Origin of the sequence: Gemmata sp., assembly GCF_051859125.1 — a bacterium.
Classification (GTDB): domain Bacteria; phylum Planctomycetota; class Planctomycetia; order Gemmatales; family Gemmataceae; genus Gemmata.
Window position 1 is genome coordinate 87,003 of the sequence record NZ_JBHYGG010000269.1, and the last position, 14,643, is coordinate 101,645.

Genomic DNA, 14,643 nt, shown 5'->3' on the forward strand with positions numbered 1-14,643 from the left:
GGGTTCCGGGAACGGTGTGCGGTGCGGCGGTGTCCCTACTTTGCTGCCTGCTTCACGGCGTGAACACGAACTCCGGGGCGTTAAGCAGCGCCCAGAGCGCGTCCTCCATCTTGCGCCGCCAGCCCTCCTGGAGCTTCGGCGTCGGCGGGTCGCCGGCTCGGGCGGCGGTCTCCAGCTCGTTCTTGATGGTCGTCGCCTCGGGGATCAAGTGGTTCGACCACGTCACGTACTTCGGTGGCTTCCGCACGGTGGCGGGGGCGACCGGGATCGCCACCCGCCGCGCCTCGAACCCGTCGCGGAGGTGCGCGGCCATCGCCTCGCGCTCCTCGGCGGTCGGCTTCCGCGTCAGCACCCGGAGGTAGAGCGCGTCCACCAACTGCTCGACGCTGCGGTCTTCGAGTGACAGCGCGGTGACACCGTGGTCGTCCGAGAGCCGCGTGAGCCACACGCTCGCGGTGCCGTTGGCGAGGACGGCGGGCTGGAGTACGTTCGGGGCGGCCTCGCGGTCGGTGGCCGCGTCCTGCCGCGACGCCCGCCAGCCGAACGCTTCGAGCACGTCGACGACGGCCTGCACCCGCGGGAGCGCGAGGCTCGGGCGGTCGCGCTCGTTCGAGGTCGAAGCGAACTCCCAGGCCCGCTTCGGCACGCCGAGCGAGATCGAGTTCTTGATGTCGCGGCCGCCGTCGAGGTCGAGGCTCACCTCGCCGACGTTCAGCGACTTGCCCGCCGCGGCGAACAGCGAGTCCACGACCTGCTCGGCGGTGAGCCGGCGGCGGGCCGGGGCCGCGTACAGCGCGTCCGGCTCCTTCAGGCCCGGGTCGGCCGCCCGCTGGTAGGCGTGCGAGTTGAGGACCAGCCGCTCGACGTGCCGCAGGTCGTACCCGCTGCGAACGAACTCGCGGGCGAGGTACTTGAGCAGCTCCGGGTGCGTCGGCTGGCCCCGCTCCCAGTCGTCGGCGGGTTCCACGATGCCGCGGCCCATGAGCCGCTTCCACACGCGGTTGACGGCGACCTGTGCGAACCGCTCGTTCCCCGGCAGCGTGAGGAACGCGGCGAGGCGGTCCTTCGGCGTCGGGGCCGCGGGGAGCGCCGCGGCGGGAACCTCCTTCGCGAAGTCGGCGAACGGCCACGCCGGCGCAACGACCGTGCCCGGCTTGAGCGTCACCGAGATGAGCTTCTGCTTGCCGGTGTGGAGCTTGTCCTGAGGGACGCTGCTGGTCTTCGGAACCTTGATCTCCTTGGCCCCGAGCATCGCGGCGAGGCCGAACAGCTCCTTCTGCGTCGCCCGGTTCGCCGGGGCGTCGTGGCACCGGGCGCACTTCATGTTCGTGCCCAGGAGCGCGGCCGCGAGGATCACGCCCTTCTCGGCCATCGGCACGTCGTTCTCGCTCGCCATGCCGAACCCGGCCGGGCCGCCGTCGTGCAGGCTGCCGCGCATCCGCACCAACTCGGTGACCATCACGTCGAACGGCTTGGCGTCGAGGAACGCCTCGTGCAGCCACCACCGGAACGGGCCGGTGTTGTTGAGCGTCGGGTTCAGGATGTTCGGGTTCTCGGCGAGCACGTCCTGCCAGTACCCGACCCAGTGCCCGGCGCGGCGCGGGTCGGCGAGCAGGCGGTCGATGAGCCTCGCGCGCTTGTTCGGCGAGGCGTCCGCGAGGAACGCCTCGACCTCGGTTGCGGTGGGGATCAGCCCGACCGTGTCGAGCGTCACGCGGCGGAGGAACGCGAGGTCGTCGGTCAGCGGGGTGACCTTCCCGCCGCGGGACTCCCACGACCCGCCCTCGCCGATCCACGCCCGCAGCGTGCGGACCTGCTCGTCGGTGAGGCGGTCGCCCTTCGGCGGCATCACCTCGGTCTCGTCCTTCGAGATCACGCGCTGGAGCAGGGGGCTGGCGTCCGGCTTGCCGGCGACGACGGCGTCCGACGGCGCGTCGAGCCGCAGGCCGCCCTTGGCCTTCGCGCCCTGGTGGCACGACAGGCACTTCGCTTCGAGGATCGGCCGCACGTGCGTGGCGAAGTCCACCGTGCCCGCGGCGCTGCCGGTCTTGCGGCCCGCGAGCTTCTCGGCGACGAAGTGGTCGATCGCGTTGTGCGCCGGGAACCCCGCGGCCAGCTCTGGCACCTTCACTTCGGGCGTCGCGGCGAGCCACGTCGCGGCGAGTTCGCGGCGCCTGGCCCAGAACGCGGCTTCGCAGTTGAACGCGGCGGCCCGGCGCTCCGCCTCGGTGCGGGCGACCGCGGCTTCCTCGGCGACCGCGTACCCGGCCCACCCGGCGTCGGTGTACGGCACCTGCTCGTCGAAGCCGACCAGCTCGAACGACGGCTTCCCCTCGGGCGAGATGGCGACGACCGTTTCGCCGAGTTCGGGCCGGCGGTTCGAGGCCTTGCCGACCTTCCCGCCGACGATCGTTTCCAGCACGACGACGTGCGGGCCGGCCGCCAGCTTCAGCGTCGCCCAGGCCTCGCGGTTGCCCGGCGGGGCGAAGCGAAAGTCCGGCGCGAGGTCGAGGTACTTCGTCGGGATCGGGTTGTGCCCGTCGGCCATATTCGGCGCGAACGGCGTGGTGAGGACGACCTTCCCGTCGATGGTGAGTCGGCTCGCGCTGCGGGCGCGGAGCAGCACGCGGTGCGACCCTGCGGGCCACGCGACGACGGCCGACGCCCGCAGCAGGAACGGGTTCGGCCGGTCCTCGCGGACGCCCGTGTCGATGTACCGGTGCGGGAGCTTCGAGAACCCGAACGCCGGGGCGTGTAGGGTCTCGGCGACCGGGACGGGCAGCAGCGGCCACCGGTCGGTGCCGGGGACACCCGCGTCGCAGATCTCGACCAGCACGCGCCCCTTCGGGAGCGCGACGGGGTCGGTCGCCGGGAGCGGCTTGCCGCCGGCGAGTGCGAGGGCCGCGAGGCAGTAGTTCAGGACGAACTGGGTCATGACGGGACCGCCGGGGAAAGGTGGCGAGGTGGGTGCAGTCTACCCCGCGGCCCGCCGCACCGCACTTCCCCGGTCGGGGGATACTCGACTAACACTTTCGTGGGGGGGGGCGTCGGAGTTTCGAGTTCCGAGTTTCGGGTTCAAAGTTGCGGGTTCGGAGCCGTTCGCCTCACGCGGGCCGCCACGGAGGGCGGCCCCTACCGGACCGTTCGTGTTTGGTGCGTAGGGGCCGCCCTCCGTGGCGGCCCGCCAACCGCCCACGGGGTCGATCCACTGCCTCGTGGATTGAATGGACCGGGTATCACTCCTCCGGCAGCAGGCCGCGGCGGAGCGCCACGGCGACTGCCTCGGCCCGGTCGGCCACCCCGAGCTTCGCCAGCGTGTTGCTGACGTGCCGCTTCACGGTGTCTTCGGCAATGAAGAGGGCGGTGCCGATCTCCTTGTTGCTCCGCCCGCGGCGGACGAGGTGCAGGATTTCCTTCTCCCGCGGGCTGAGTTCCGGTTGCGAGAGTCGCTCGGCGAGGCGGTCCGCGAGTGCGGGGGGGAGGTAGCGCTCGCCGGCTGCGACGGTGCGGATCGCCCGCAGGAGTTCGTCCCGCGGGGCCGTCTTCAGGAGGTACCCGCGGGCACCGGCCTTCACCGCCCGGAACACGTCCTCGTCGCGGCCGTGCGTGCTGAACATCAGGACGCGAGCGTCCGGGAACGCGGCGCACAGATCGGCCGTCGCGGTGATGCCGTCGGCCCCCGGCCCGAGCCGCACGTCCATGAGCACGACCGACGGCGAGTGCGTGCGGTACAACTCGACCACCGGCGCGGCCGCGTCGGCTTCGGCGACGACGGTAATGTCGGCCTCCAGACCGAGCGAGGCCACGAGGCCGCTGCGGACGATGAAGTGGTCGTCGGCGATGAGCACCGTGATCGCCATCAGACGTCCCCCTGCGCCGGCCGCGGCACGCGCACTTCGATCGTCGTGCCGCGGCCCGGCGAACTGGCGACCCGGAGGTCGCCGCCGAGCTTGCGGACCCGCTCGCGCGTGCCGACCAGCCCAAAGTGCCCGCCGGGCGGCGGCCGGGCCGCGTCGAAGCCCGAGCCGTCGTCGGTCACGCTCACCACCAGCGAGTCGGCGGCGTACCGCACCTCGACGCGAACGGTCGCCGCCGCGGCGTGCTTCAGCGCGTTCGTCACGGCCTCCTGTGCGACCCGCATCAGATTATGCGCCAGAACCGCGGGCACCGGCCACTCGTTCCCGGTGACGGCGACCGAAATCGTGGTCGCCGACGTGCCGTGCAGGTTCGCGACGAACGCCGCGATCGCGTCGGGGAGCGTGCCGGGCGACTCGTCGCGGAGGTCGTGGACGAGGCCGCGGATTTCGCCGTGGATGCGGCCGACGAGCCGCTTCGCGGTGTCGAGTGCAGAAGCGAGTTTCCCCTCGGCCGGAACGGTGGCGGCCGCCGCTTCGAGCCGCAGCGACAGGCCGACGAGTTCCTGTTCGAGCGTGTCGTGGACCTCGCGGGCGATCCGCTGCCGCTCGTCCAGCACCGCCTCGCGGCGCGACTGCTCGGCGATCACCGCCGTCTGCCGCCGCACCTGTCGCCGCAGCGCCCACGCCCACGCGACCGCACCCGCCGCGACCCCCGCGACCACGCCGAGGATGCCCAGCAACCGGCCCCGCGTCCAGTTCGACGGCCGCGACACCACCCGCAGGTCGGCCGCCGACCGGGGCCACACCTCGAACGACAGTGGGGTGAGCCGGTAGCCGCCCTCCTTGAACTCGGCGACGCGGCAGATGCCGGTGACGTTCAGCACGCTCCCCGGCTGGAGGCCGGCCGCCGTTCCCGCGGGGCACCGGGCCAGGAACCGCTTCTTGCCGGCCCGCAGCGAAAGCACGTCGCCGTCGGGGGTCGGGTAGCCCTCGACGAGTTCGGCGTCGAGCGACACGAGGTCGGCCTCGCGGCCGCCGGTGAGGAGCTCCTCGGGCGTCGCCGGCACCGCGTCCGGCGCGGGCTCGGTGCCGACCTTGCGGTACACCGCGTGCGCGAGTTCGGCCCGGTACGCCCCCATCCGCGGGAAGCCCACGACCTCGACGGCGTCACCGGGTTCGAGCGGTTCGCCGTTCTCGGAGCGGGCGTACACCGCGTCCTCGCCCTCGCGCATAACGAGCGCCTCGCCGGGGCGGTGGAACGTGACCACGCCGCGGACCCGCACCCGCGGCCGCTGCGTCGCGTCGGGCGAGTACCGCATCAGGTGCGACACGGGCACGAGCGGCACCTCGAACGGGTCGGCATCTGCGGGGGAATCGATCCGCAGGTCGGCGAACGTCTGGGCCTTCAGGTACGGCCGCACGAGTTGCCGGCGGTCGTTGATCGCGCCGGCCGCCAGGCCGCGGACGGTGACCGCCGCGCCAACCAGGGGCGCCCCCGTGGGCCGCTCGCCGATCCGCACCTCGATCTCGTCGCCGCCCGTGGCGACCCGCGCCACGGTTCCGTCCGAGGCCGGCGCGACGGCCTGCACGACGCCGGAGAGTTCGACGTACTGGTAGTGCCAGCGGCCGGAGGCGAGGTCGGCGGCGGTGACTCGGGTGGGGGCCGGCAGCGGGGCGGTGCCGATCACCTCGACGCGGTCCGGCCGCACCCCGGGAACGTACAGCCCCGGGTACGTGCGGCCGGTGACGCGGACCCGCATGCCGCGCTCGTAGTTTCCGGGCGGCGGGTTGTTCAGGTACGCGCCGCCGGTGCCGTCCTGCACGAAGACGGTCGCCCGCGGGTCGAGCGCGATGACCGTGGCTTCGAGCGCGACCGGCAACTTCTCGGCGGCCCGCTCCGGGCTCAGCCCCCGCAACTCGCGGGCGGTGGTGATCGGCGGCTCGTCGGCGCGAGCCGCCCCCGCGAGTGCGACCAGGAGGGCGACGGCGGCACGCGACATGGGGGCACGCGGTAACTGGAGAGGCGGGTTCAGGACGGGATGTCGTCCGTGCCATCGAGCTGCGGCAGCGGCGGAGAAGGGGATCATTGCGGGCGTCACGGTTGCCTGCGATCTCCGCTTCAGGGGGCTTCGGTCACGACGACAAGACCGGGAATGTTCTGGAAGTCGGCCGGATTGTGGGTGACGAGGTCGATACCGTAGGTGAGGGCGGTTGCGGCGATCCAGCAGTCCGCGACCCCGATCGGCTGCGATCGGCGGGCCGCCCGCACTTCCGCCCACCGCACGGACACATCGCCGGTGCCGTCGAGCAGGGTGAGGGTTGCAAGTGCGGATTGCAGCGCCGCCCACCGGGCCGGGCCCCAGCCGGCGAGCGTGGCCCCTTCGAGCAACTCAGCGGCGGTCTGGAACGAGATCGCGAGGTCGTACCCCGTGAGGTGGGGCCGGTAGGCCGACGCCAACGTGTGACCGTTCAGGAGGTAGCACACGATGTTCGTGTCGAGGAGGCGGTGCGCCACGGGTCACTCCTTGCCCCGCGGCTCCCGGGTGAACCGCTGGAACTCCTCGAACTCCTCGGCGGAGTTCCACAGGTGCGCCCCGGCTCCGAAGAGCGTGTCGAAGGTTGCCCGCCCCAGCGTCCCCTGCGCCCGTGCGGCCTCACGGAGTTTGGCCTCCGCGCCTGGAACGGGTGATATTGGGGCGGCCCCGGGTGAACTCGGCGGCGGGGTTTGCGTCTCGGTGCTCACGGCTCAGTCCTCCGATGGGTCGTGCTGCCAACATGATAGCCGAACCGGCGGGCGGCGCGAACCGCCGTCAGGAGGCCGGCTTATGGGTGGGAAGTTCAGTTGGAAGAAGGTCACAGAGCAACAAGCCCGCGACCTCTCGAAACAACTGTTCAACGCAGCCCAGGTCCCGACTTCCGTCCGCCAGCAATACTGGGCAGAGTTCGCAAGGCTGAAGGCTGGCCTCAAAATCTAGTTGGGTGGAGATCAGTCCGATGAGCAAGAGCAAGAAAATCTTGAGCCCCGATCGACTGACCAAACTATACGGCCCCTTCGCGTCGCAAGGCGCGAAGTTGAGCCTCAACCCAGCGAATGTGCCGAGTGGTCTTCGTTCGCTCATGCACTACGCGGCGTTTTGGGGCGTTGCCGATGATGGGGTCCGCACAGCGCTCGCGGAGGGGGCACCAGAGGAAGTACGAGCCAACCTGACACACGTTCTCGATGCCGTCGATGACGAGCTTGATGAATGGCTCGCCGGACCAGAGGCGGCCGCCCCGAACCCGTCGCCGGAGTACGTCGCGTTTTCCGCCATGCGAATGGTCGCCGATTACCTGGGTGAATGACGGTTCGCGGTCCAGCGAAAGCGCTCGACCCGTGTCCCCTGTTCGCGCCAACAGCGCGAACCGCCGTCAGGCCGGCGGCTTCCCGTTGCCGTCGTGGCCGTCGGTGGGGCGCTCGGCGGCGAGCAGCTTCCACAGCGCCTCGGGGGCGACCGGCTTGGTGAAGTGGTGGTCGAACCCGGCCGCCTCGGCCCGGCGCTTGTCCTCCTCCTGGCCCCAGCCCGTCAGGGCCACCAGCACCACGCCCCGCCCCCACTCCCGCTCGCGGATCCGCCGCGCGGCCTCGTACCCGTTGAGCCGCGGCATCCCGATGTCGAGCAGGATCAGGTCCGGCCGGAAGCTCTCGGCGAGTTCGACCGCGGCCTGCCCGTCGTGCGCCGCGTTCACCTCGTGCCCGACGATCGACAGCAGCGTCGCGAGGCTCTCGACCGAGTCCAGGTTGTCGTCGGCCACCAGGATGCGGCGCTTCGGGCCGGCCGGCGGGCCGGCGGCCGGCTCGGCCCGCACCGGGTGCCCGGCGCCCGGTGCCTCCACCAGCAGCGGCAGCCGCACGGTGAACTCGCTGCCGGCGCCGACCCCGTCGCTGCGGGCCGTGACCGTGCCGCCGTGCATCTGCACCAGCCCCTTCACCAGGGACAGGCCGATGCCGAGCCCGCCGTGCGTCCGCTCCAGGGCCGAGTCCACCTGCGAGAACATCTCGAACACCTTCGGCAGGTGGTCGGCCGGGATGCCGATCCCGGTGTCGCGGACCGAGACCTCGGCCCCGGCCCCGTCGCGGCGGGCCGAGACCCAGATCTGCCCGCGGCGGTCCGTGTACTTCACCGCGTTGGTGAGGATGTTCCCGAACACCTGAACGAGCCGCGTGGGGTCGCCGTCGAGCACGAGCGGCTCGTCCGGGAGCGACACGGTGAGCTGGTGCCCGGCGGCCTCGATCTGGGGCCGGCTCGCGTCGACCGCGTTCGCCAGCACGGTGCCGAGCGCCAGCCGCTCCCGCTGGAGGGTGATCTTCCCGTGGGTGATCCGGGACACGTCGAGCAGGTCGTCCACGAGCCGCTTCAGGTGGTTCGCCTGGCGCTCGATGATGTTCCGGGCGGCGGCCAGGTCCGGGTCGGCCGGCCCGCGGAGCTTGAGCACCTGGGCGGCGTTGCGGATCGGCGCGAGCGGGTTCCGCAGCTCGTGCGCGAGGGTGGCCAGGAACTCGTCCTTCTTCCGGTCCGTCTCGCGGAGCTGGCGCACGAGCCGGAGCCGCTCGTACGCCACGGTCGTGTAGTGGGCCACGGTGCGGAGGAAGTCCAGCTCGTCGTCCTCGAACCGGTCCCGGGACCTGCTCGCGAACGACAGGGTGCCGAGGAGCCGCTCGCCGGCCATCAGCGGGTTGCACGCGTAGCACCGGATCCCGAACGACTTGACCAGTTGCACCCGCGGGTCGTCGGATTGCTGGACGTTGGTCGCGCAGATGGGCTTCCGGTCGCGGGCCACGGCGCCACACACGGCCTGGCCGAACTCGAGCCGGGAGATGTCCCGGGCGACCCCCTCCGGGACGCCGACGCACGAGTGCAACTGGAGCGCGTCGCCGGCGTCGTTGAGCATGAAGTTGAAGTACGCGTCGAGCCCCAGGTGCGGGGCCAGCCTGGCGAACAGCCCCTTGAGCATCGTGTCCGGGTCGTCCGCCAGGAGCAGGGCCGACGCGGCCTCCCACAGGAGCCCCTGGCGCTCGCCGGCCTTCTTCATGTCGTCGATGTCGGTGGAGGTGCCGAGCCACCGGAGCACCCCCCCGGCCTCGTCCCGGACCGGGTACGCGCGGCCCAGGAACCACCGGTAGTCGCCGGTCCGCCGGTCCCGGAACCGGTACTCGATCTCGTACACGCGGCCGGTGCGGACGCACCCGTAGTACGTGTCGAGGGTCCGCCGGGCGTCGTCCGGGTGGAGGACCCGGAGCCACGCGGCGTCCCCGAACTCGTCCCGGGCGAACCCGGTGTACTCGTACCACCGCTCGTTGAAGTAGTCGACGTACCCGTCGGGCCGGGCGATCCAGACGATCTGGGGCAGGGCGTTGGCGAGCTGGCGGAACCGGGCCTCGCTGGCCCGGGCCGCGGCCCCGGCCTGCCGGGCCTCCTCGGCGTCCCGCTCGGCCGCGGCCCGGGCCGCCCCCTCGGTCGCCAGCAGCCGGACCGCCTCCTCCTGCCGCTTCCGGTCGGTCAGGTCGGTGACCACCAGGCCCAGGGCCGCGGCCCCGGTCAGCGGGAGCGGGTTGAGCGCGAGGTGGACCGGGACCGGGGTGCCGCCCCGCCGCACCAGCCGCACCTCGCCCTGGCCCTGGCCGGTCGCCGCGTCCCGGAGGACCGCGTCCCACCGGCCCAGGTACGCCGGGAGCACGTACTGCCGGAACGCGCTGCCGCTCACCCGCTCCTGGGGCAGGTTCAGCAGCGCCGCGAACGACCGGTTGCAGTACAGCACGGTGCCGTCGGTGCTCAGGCTCGCGGCCCCCTGGCCGGGCTGCATCGCCTCGATCAGCACCCGGTAGAACTGGTCCGCCCCCTCCAGCGTGTACACCCGGTGCCCGCCGGCCCCGGCCACGACGAGGGCGTCCACCTCGCCGTTGCGGATCGCGTCGAGCGTCGCCTCAGCCTCCTCCAGGCGGGCGCGCAGCTCCTCGACCTGGTGGCGGAGGCGGTCGGTGGTCTCGTCGTCCGGCATAGTCTCCCCTCCGGGTCGGCCCTCAGGTCCGCTTCCGAATGTCGAGGCCGCGGAGGACCTCCTCGGTGTCCCGCAGGGTCCCGACGAGCCGCCGCAGGGGCGGCGGCAGAACCTTGATCAGCGTCGGCAGCACGACCACCTGCCCGGCCCGGGCCAGGTCCGGCTGCTGGCGGACGTCGACCACCTCGAGCCGGTACCGCCCGCGGAGGTGCTCCTCGCACACCGCCTGGATCCGGGCGAGCGTCTCCTGCGACCGGGGGGTGACCCCGGCGACGTACAGCCGCAGCAGGTACTCGGCCCGGTCGTGCGCGGCGGCGAGCCGCTCGAACGCCGCGGCGGAGTCCTCGTCCTCACTCGGGTCCATCGCGGGCCTCACTTGGTGCGCGGGCGGAGCTGGAGCCCGACGAGGACCCGCTCGGTGTCCGAGAGGTCGCCGATGATCTTCCGCAGCGGCTCCGGCAGGGTCCGCACCAGGGTCGGGATGGCCACGATCTGGTCGTCGGCCGCCAGTTGCGGGTTCACGAGCAGGTCGACCACCTCGATCCGGTACTTCCCGGCCAGGTGCGCCTCGCAGATCTTCTTGAGGTTGGCGAACGCGGCGACCGACCGGGCCGTCTGCCCGGCGACGTACAGCCGCAACTCCCAGAACCCGTCCCGGGCGGCTCCCGCGGCGCCCGGGGTGCCGGTGATGGAATCGGTCACGAGCCGCCCTCCTTCGTAGTGGCACCGCCCAGCTCGACCCCGTGGTCCGTGAGCCGGAACGGTCGGACCTCGCGGGAGTGGGCCATCCCCCGCGACTTGAGCACGCTCAGCACCCCGCCCCGGGCCCCGCCGGCCTCGGTCTCCCGGAGCAGCAGCCACGTGTCGATGATCGACGAGATGCCGACGTCCGTCTCGATCGGGCTCCCGGCGTGGGTCAGGTTCGAGAACAGGCCCGTGACCCCGCGGGCCTTCAGGAAGTCCACCAGCCGCACGAGCATCGCCCCGGCCTCGGACGTGGTCCCGGCCGTGATGAAGTTGCTGATCGGGTCGATCACGACGACCCGCGGGTCGAAGTCGGTCACCAGCTTGTACATGGTCGCCAGGTGCATCTCGAGCCCGTACCGGGTGGGCCGGGTCGAGTGGACCCGGAGCAGCCCGGCGTCGATCCCCCGCTGCAGGTCGAGCCCGATGGACCGGAGGTTCCGCACGAGCTGCCCCTGGGCCTCCTCGAACGAGAAGTACAGGCACCGCTCGCCCCGGTCGCACGCCGCGGCCGCGAAGTACCCGGCCAGGCTCGTCTTCCCGGTCCCGGCGGTCCCCGAGATGAGCACGCTCGTGCCCCGCATGTACCCCTTGCCGCCCAGCATCCCGTCCAGGGCCGGGACCCCGGTCGGGACCCGCTCGGTCGACGCCGGGTGGTCCATCCCCGCCGACGTGATCGGCACCACCGAAAGGCCGGTGTCGTGGATCAGGAACGGGAACTCGTTCGTGTCGTGGGCCGACCCGCGGTACTTCACCACCCGGAGCCGCCGGGTCGAGACCTGCTGGTCGATCCGGTGGTCGAGCGAGATCACGCAGTCGGACACGTACTCCTCGAGCCCGTGCCGGGTGAGGGTCCCGTCGCCCCGCTCGCCGGTGACGACCACGGTGACCCCCTTGGCCTTGAGCCACCGGAACAGGCGGCGGAGCTCGGCCCTCAGGACGGCCGCGTTCTCCAGCCCGCTGAACAGCACCTCGAGCGTGTCGAGCACCACCCGCTTGGCCCCGAGGGTGTCGATCGCGTGCCCGAGGCGGACGAACAGCCCGTCCAGGTCGTACTCGCCGGTCTCGTCGATCTCGCTCTTCTCGACGTACACGTAGTCGACCGCGAGCTTCTTGCGGGCCACGAGGTCGCCGAGGTCGAACCCCAGCGACCGCACGTTGGCCGCCAGCTCCTCGGCCGTCTCCTCGAACGCCATGAGGACGCCCGGCTCGTCGTACCGGGTCGCGCCGCGGACGAGGAACTCGACGGCCAGCACCGTCTTGCCGCACCCCGGGCCGCCGCACACCAGGGTCGGCCGGCCCCTGGGCAGCCCGCCGCCGGTGACCTCGTCGAGGCCCGGGATGCCCGTCGGGCACTTGGGCAGGCCGGCGAGCCCGCGGTCGCGCTTGGTCTCGACTGCGTTCATGGAACTCCTCAACTCCCGTTCAACCCGCGGGTCCGGAGGGCCGTGGAACGGCACACCCGGCCGCGGAGCGGTCGGTTCGCGGGGCGGCTGGCGCTCGCTCCTTCGGACCTCTGGGCACCCTCCCTAGCAAAGTCTGTGCCAGTCGAAAACGGCCGCCCGGCGCCCGGCCGCCCCCGCCCGCGGGTCGCCTGAATTCACGGCGTTGTGAGCCCTTGTGCGCCGGCCGCCCGCTCGGGGACGGGCGCGGTCGGTGGCCCCGGAGGTGCGAATTGGCAGGTCGGTTCCCCGTGCGTGCGGCCGGCCGTTCCCGGGCGGCCGGCGGGCGCCCCGCTTGCGCCCCGTTCCCCCGCCCCCCGGGCTCCCCCCGGACCGCGGATTCCGAGCGCCGAGCGGATCGGGATTCGGCGAATTGCCGGCCCGACCGGAACCGGAAGGTCGACAAACGGGGCGGCTTGCGGTATAAGAATTCGTCAGCAGAGTGACGCCGCTCACCAGGGAATCGCCCAATCCACTCGCCGGTGTCCGCGTCGCCTCGCCCATCTGGTCCTCCGCCCTGGGGCCGCAGCCGGGATCGCACTCGTTCGTGGTGTCTGGTGAGGTGCCCCGACGGAACCGGTGAACCGCCCGTCGCGCCGCGCCCGCCTCTCGACCCCACGTCCCGCGCCCCGGTTTTCCGAGCCGCCGCGCACCACGCGGCCCGTCCTCGGTTCGTCCCACCGACCCAGGAGAGCCCATGTCCGTGCTCCTCGAACAGCCCCCCAGCAACAGCAACGGGAGCGGCACCGCCAACGGGAACGAGGTGGCCCAACTGCTGGCCGCGCTGACCGCGCTGCGGCAGGGCCGCGCCGGCGTGCGGCTCCCGCTCGACTGGACCGGCGTCGCCGGCCGCGTCGCCGATGCGTTCAACTCCGTGGTCGAGCAGAACGAGCGGTTCGCCGGGGAACTCGCCCGCCTCAGCCGGGTCGTCGGCAAGGAGGGGAAGCTCAGCCAGCGGCTCGCGCTCGGCGACGTCACCGGGTTCTGGCGGGAGTCGGTCGGGTCCGTGAACGACCTGATCGACGACCTCGTTCACCCGACGATCGAGACCGCCCGGGTGATCGGCGCCGTGGCCCAGGGCGACCTCTCGAAGACGGTCGCCCTCGACGTCGACGACCGCCCGCTCCAGGGCGAGTTCCTCCGCACCGCCAAGACCATCAACACGATGGTCGACCAGCTCGGCTCGTTCGCGTCGGAGGTGACGCGGGTGGCCCGCGAGGTCGGCACCGAGGGCAAGCTCGGCGGCCAGGCCCGCGTGAAGGGCGTTGCCGGGACGTGGAAGGACCTGACCGACTCCGTGAACGGCATGGCCGGCAACCTCACGGCTCAAGTGCGTAACGTCGCCGAGGTCACCACCGCCGTCGCCAACGGCGACCTGTCCCGCAAGATCGCCGTCGACGTGAAGGGCGAGTTCCTCGAACTCAAGGACACCATCAACACGATGGTCGACCAACTCCGGTCGTTCGCGTCGGAGGTGACGCGGGTGGCGCGCGAGGTGGGCACCGAGGGCAAGCTCGGCGGCCAGGCCGAGGTCCGCGGCGTCTCGGGCACGTGGAAGGACCTCACCGACTCCGTGAACGGCATGGCCGGCAACCTCACGGCCCAGGTCCGCAACATCGCCGCGGTCACCACCGCCGTCGCCAACGGCGACCTGAGCCGCAAGATCACCGTCGACGTGAAGGGCGAGATCCTGGAGCTGAAGAACACCGTCAACACGATGGTCGATCAGCTCTCCAGCTTCGCGTCGGAAGTGACGCGCGTCGCGCGCGAGGTGGGCACCGAGGGCAAGCTCGGCGGCCAGGCCGACGTCCGCGGCGTCGCCGGCGTGTGGAAGGAACTCACCGACTCCGTCAACTTCATGGGCGGGAACCTGACGAGCCAGGTCCGCAACATCGCCGAGGTGACCAAGGCCGTCGCCGCCGGCGACCTGTCGCGCAAGATCACCGTCGACGTGAAGGGCGAGATCCTCGAGCTGAAGAACACCGTCAACACGATGGTCGACCAACTCTCGTCGTTCGCCGACGAGGTGACCCGCGTGGCCCGCGAGGTGGGCACCGAGGGCAAGCTCGGCGGCCAGGCCGGCGTACTCGGCGTGGCCGGGGTGTGGAAGAACCTCACCGACTCCGTCAACTTCATGGCCGGCAACCTCACGGCCCAGGTCCGCAACATCGCCGACGTGACGACCGCGGTGGCCAACGGCGACCTGTCGCGCAAGATCACCGTCGACGTCCGCGGCGAGATCCTGGAGCTGAAGAACACCGTCAACACGATGGTCGACCAGCTCTCCAGCTTCGCCTCCGAGGTGACCCGGGTCGCGCGTGAGGTCGGCACCGAGGGGCAGCTCGGCGGCCAGGCCGACGTGAAGGGCGTGGCCGGGGTGTGGAAGAACCTCACCGACTCCGTGAACTTCATGGCCGGCAACCTGACGAGTCAGGTGCGCAACATCGCCGACGTGACCAAGGCCGTCGCGGCCGGCGACCTGTCGCGCAAGATCACCGTCGACGTCAAGGGCGAGATCCTGGAGCTGAAGAACACCGTCAACACGATGGTCGACCAGCTCTCCA

The 14,643-nt window shown here is 71.9% G+C and carries 11 protein-coding genes; 2 read left to right on the forward strand and 9 right to left on the reverse strand.

The window, feature by feature from the left end; genetic code table 11:
• Positions 1 to 52: 52 nt before the first annotated feature.
• The 5 genes from ACTIGN_RS26695 to ACTIGN_RS26715 form a co-directional block, all read right to left on the reverse strand.
• A complete protein-coding gene (locus ACTIGN_RS26695) occupies positions 53 to 2,935 on the reverse strand; it encodes a DUF1553 domain-containing protein (protein ID WP_439629603.1) in 2,883 nt (960 codons plus the stop codon).
• Positions 2,936 to 3,236: 301 nt separating this feature from the next.
• Entirely contained in the window at positions 3,237 to 3,860 is a 624-nt protein-coding gene (locus tag ACTIGN_RS26700; RefSeq protein ID WP_439629605.1) for a response regulator, read from the reverse strand.
• Positions 3,860 to 5,857 carry a sensor histidine kinase gene (locus tag ACTIGN_RS26705; protein WP_439629607.1) on the reverse strand — a complete coding sequence of 666 codons (1,998 nt, stop codon included), beginning with the start codon at positions 5,855 to 5,857 and terminating at the stop codon, positions 3,860 to 3,862. The genes ACTIGN_RS26700 and ACTIGN_RS26705 overlap by 1 nt, the downstream gene beginning before the upstream one ends.
• A gap of 119 nt (positions 5,858 to 5,976) precedes the next feature.
• A complete protein-coding gene (locus tag ACTIGN_RS26710; protein ID WP_439629609.1) occupies positions 5,977 to 6,372 on the reverse strand; it encodes a PIN domain-containing protein in 396 nt (131 codons plus the stop codon).
• 3 nt (positions 6,373 to 6,375) lie between these two features.
• Entirely contained in the window at positions 6,376 to 6,600 is a 225-nt protein-coding gene (locus tag ACTIGN_RS26715; RefSeq protein WP_439629611.1) for a hypothetical protein, read from the reverse strand.
• Positions 6,601 to 6,851: 251 nt separating this feature from the next.
• On the opposite strand from ACTIGN_RS26715, the gene ACTIGN_RS26720 reads away from it, so the two are divergent.
• The gene (locus tag ACTIGN_RS26720) at positions 6,852 to 7,199 is read left to right on the forward strand and encodes a hypothetical protein (protein ID WP_439629613.1); all 348 of its coding nucleotides are present in this window, start codon (positions 6,852 to 6,854) and stop codon (positions 7,197 to 7,199) included.
• 66 nt (positions 7,200 to 7,265) lie between these two features.
• On the opposite strand, the gene ACTIGN_RS26725 is transcribed toward ACTIGN_RS26720, so the two are convergent.
• Genes ACTIGN_RS26725 through kaiC form a run of 4 tightly spaced genes read right to left on the reverse strand, consistent with a single transcriptional unit; the run spans position 7,266 to position 12,043 of the window.
• A complete protein-coding gene (locus tag ACTIGN_RS26725; protein ID WP_439629615.1) occupies positions 7,266 to 9,893 on the reverse strand; it encodes an ATP-binding protein in 2,628 nt (875 codons plus the stop codon).
• A gap of 22 nt (positions 9,894 to 9,915) precedes the next feature.
• Positions 9,916 to 10,257, reverse strand: coding sequence for a circadian clock KaiB family protein (locus ACTIGN_RS26730; RefSeq protein ID WP_439629617.1), 342 nt, complete (start codon positions 10,255 to 10,257; stop codon positions 9,916 to 9,918).
• Positions 10,258 to 10,265: 8 nt separating this feature from the next.
• On the reverse strand, positions 10,266 to 10,595 hold the full coding sequence (locus tag ACTIGN_RS26735; protein WP_439629619.1) for a circadian clock KaiB family protein: 330 nt from the start codon (positions 10,593 to 10,595) through the stop codon (positions 10,266 to 10,268).
• Positions 10,592 to 12,043: a circadian clock protein KaiC gene (gene kaiC, locus ACTIGN_RS26740; RefSeq protein WP_439629621.1), complete on the reverse strand. Its 1,452-nt coding sequence runs from the start codon at positions 12,041 to 12,043 to the stop codon at positions 10,592 to 10,594. The genes ACTIGN_RS26735 and kaiC overlap by 4 nt, the downstream gene beginning before the upstream one ends.
• 733 nt (positions 12,044 to 12,776) lie before the next feature.
• Here kaiC and ACTIGN_RS26745 point away from each other — a divergent pair.
• On the forward strand, positions 12,777 to 14,643 hold a 1,867-nt coding region (locus ACTIGN_RS26745; protein ID WP_439629623.1), incomplete at its 3' end, for a HAMP domain-containing protein.

What these genes read in the sequence shown, in the direction of transcription:
- ACTIGN_RS26695 (WP_439629603.1), bottom strand. Translation starts at nt 2,935, where the DNA reads ATGACCCAGTTCGTCCTGAACTACTGCCTCGCGGCCCTCGCACTCGCC.
- ACTIGN_RS26705 (WP_439629607.1), bottom strand. Translation starts at nt 5,857, where the DNA reads ATGTCGCGTGCCGCCGTCGCCCTCCTGGTCGCACTCGCGGGGGCGGCT.
- ACTIGN_RS26720 (WP_439629613.1), top strand. Translation starts at nt 6,852, where the DNA reads ATGAGCAAGAGCAAGAAAATCTTGAGCCCCGATCGACTGACCAAACTA.
- ACTIGN_RS26700 (WP_439629605.1), bottom strand. Translation starts at nt 3,860, where the DNA reads ATGGCGATCACGGTGCTCATCGCCGACGACCACTTCATCGTCCGCAGC.
- ACTIGN_RS26730 (WP_439629617.1), bottom strand. Translation starts at nt 10,257, where the DNA reads ATGGACCCGAGTGAGGACGAGGACTCCGCCGCGGCGTTCGAGCGGCTC.
- ACTIGN_RS26725 (WP_439629615.1), bottom strand. Translation starts at nt 9,893, where the DNA reads ATGCCGGACGACGAGACCACCGACCGCCTCCGCCACCAGGTCGAGGAG.
- kaiC (WP_439629621.1), bottom strand. Translation starts at nt 12,043, where the DNA reads ATGAACGCAGTCGAGACCAAGCGCGACCGCGGGCTCGCCGGCCTGCCC.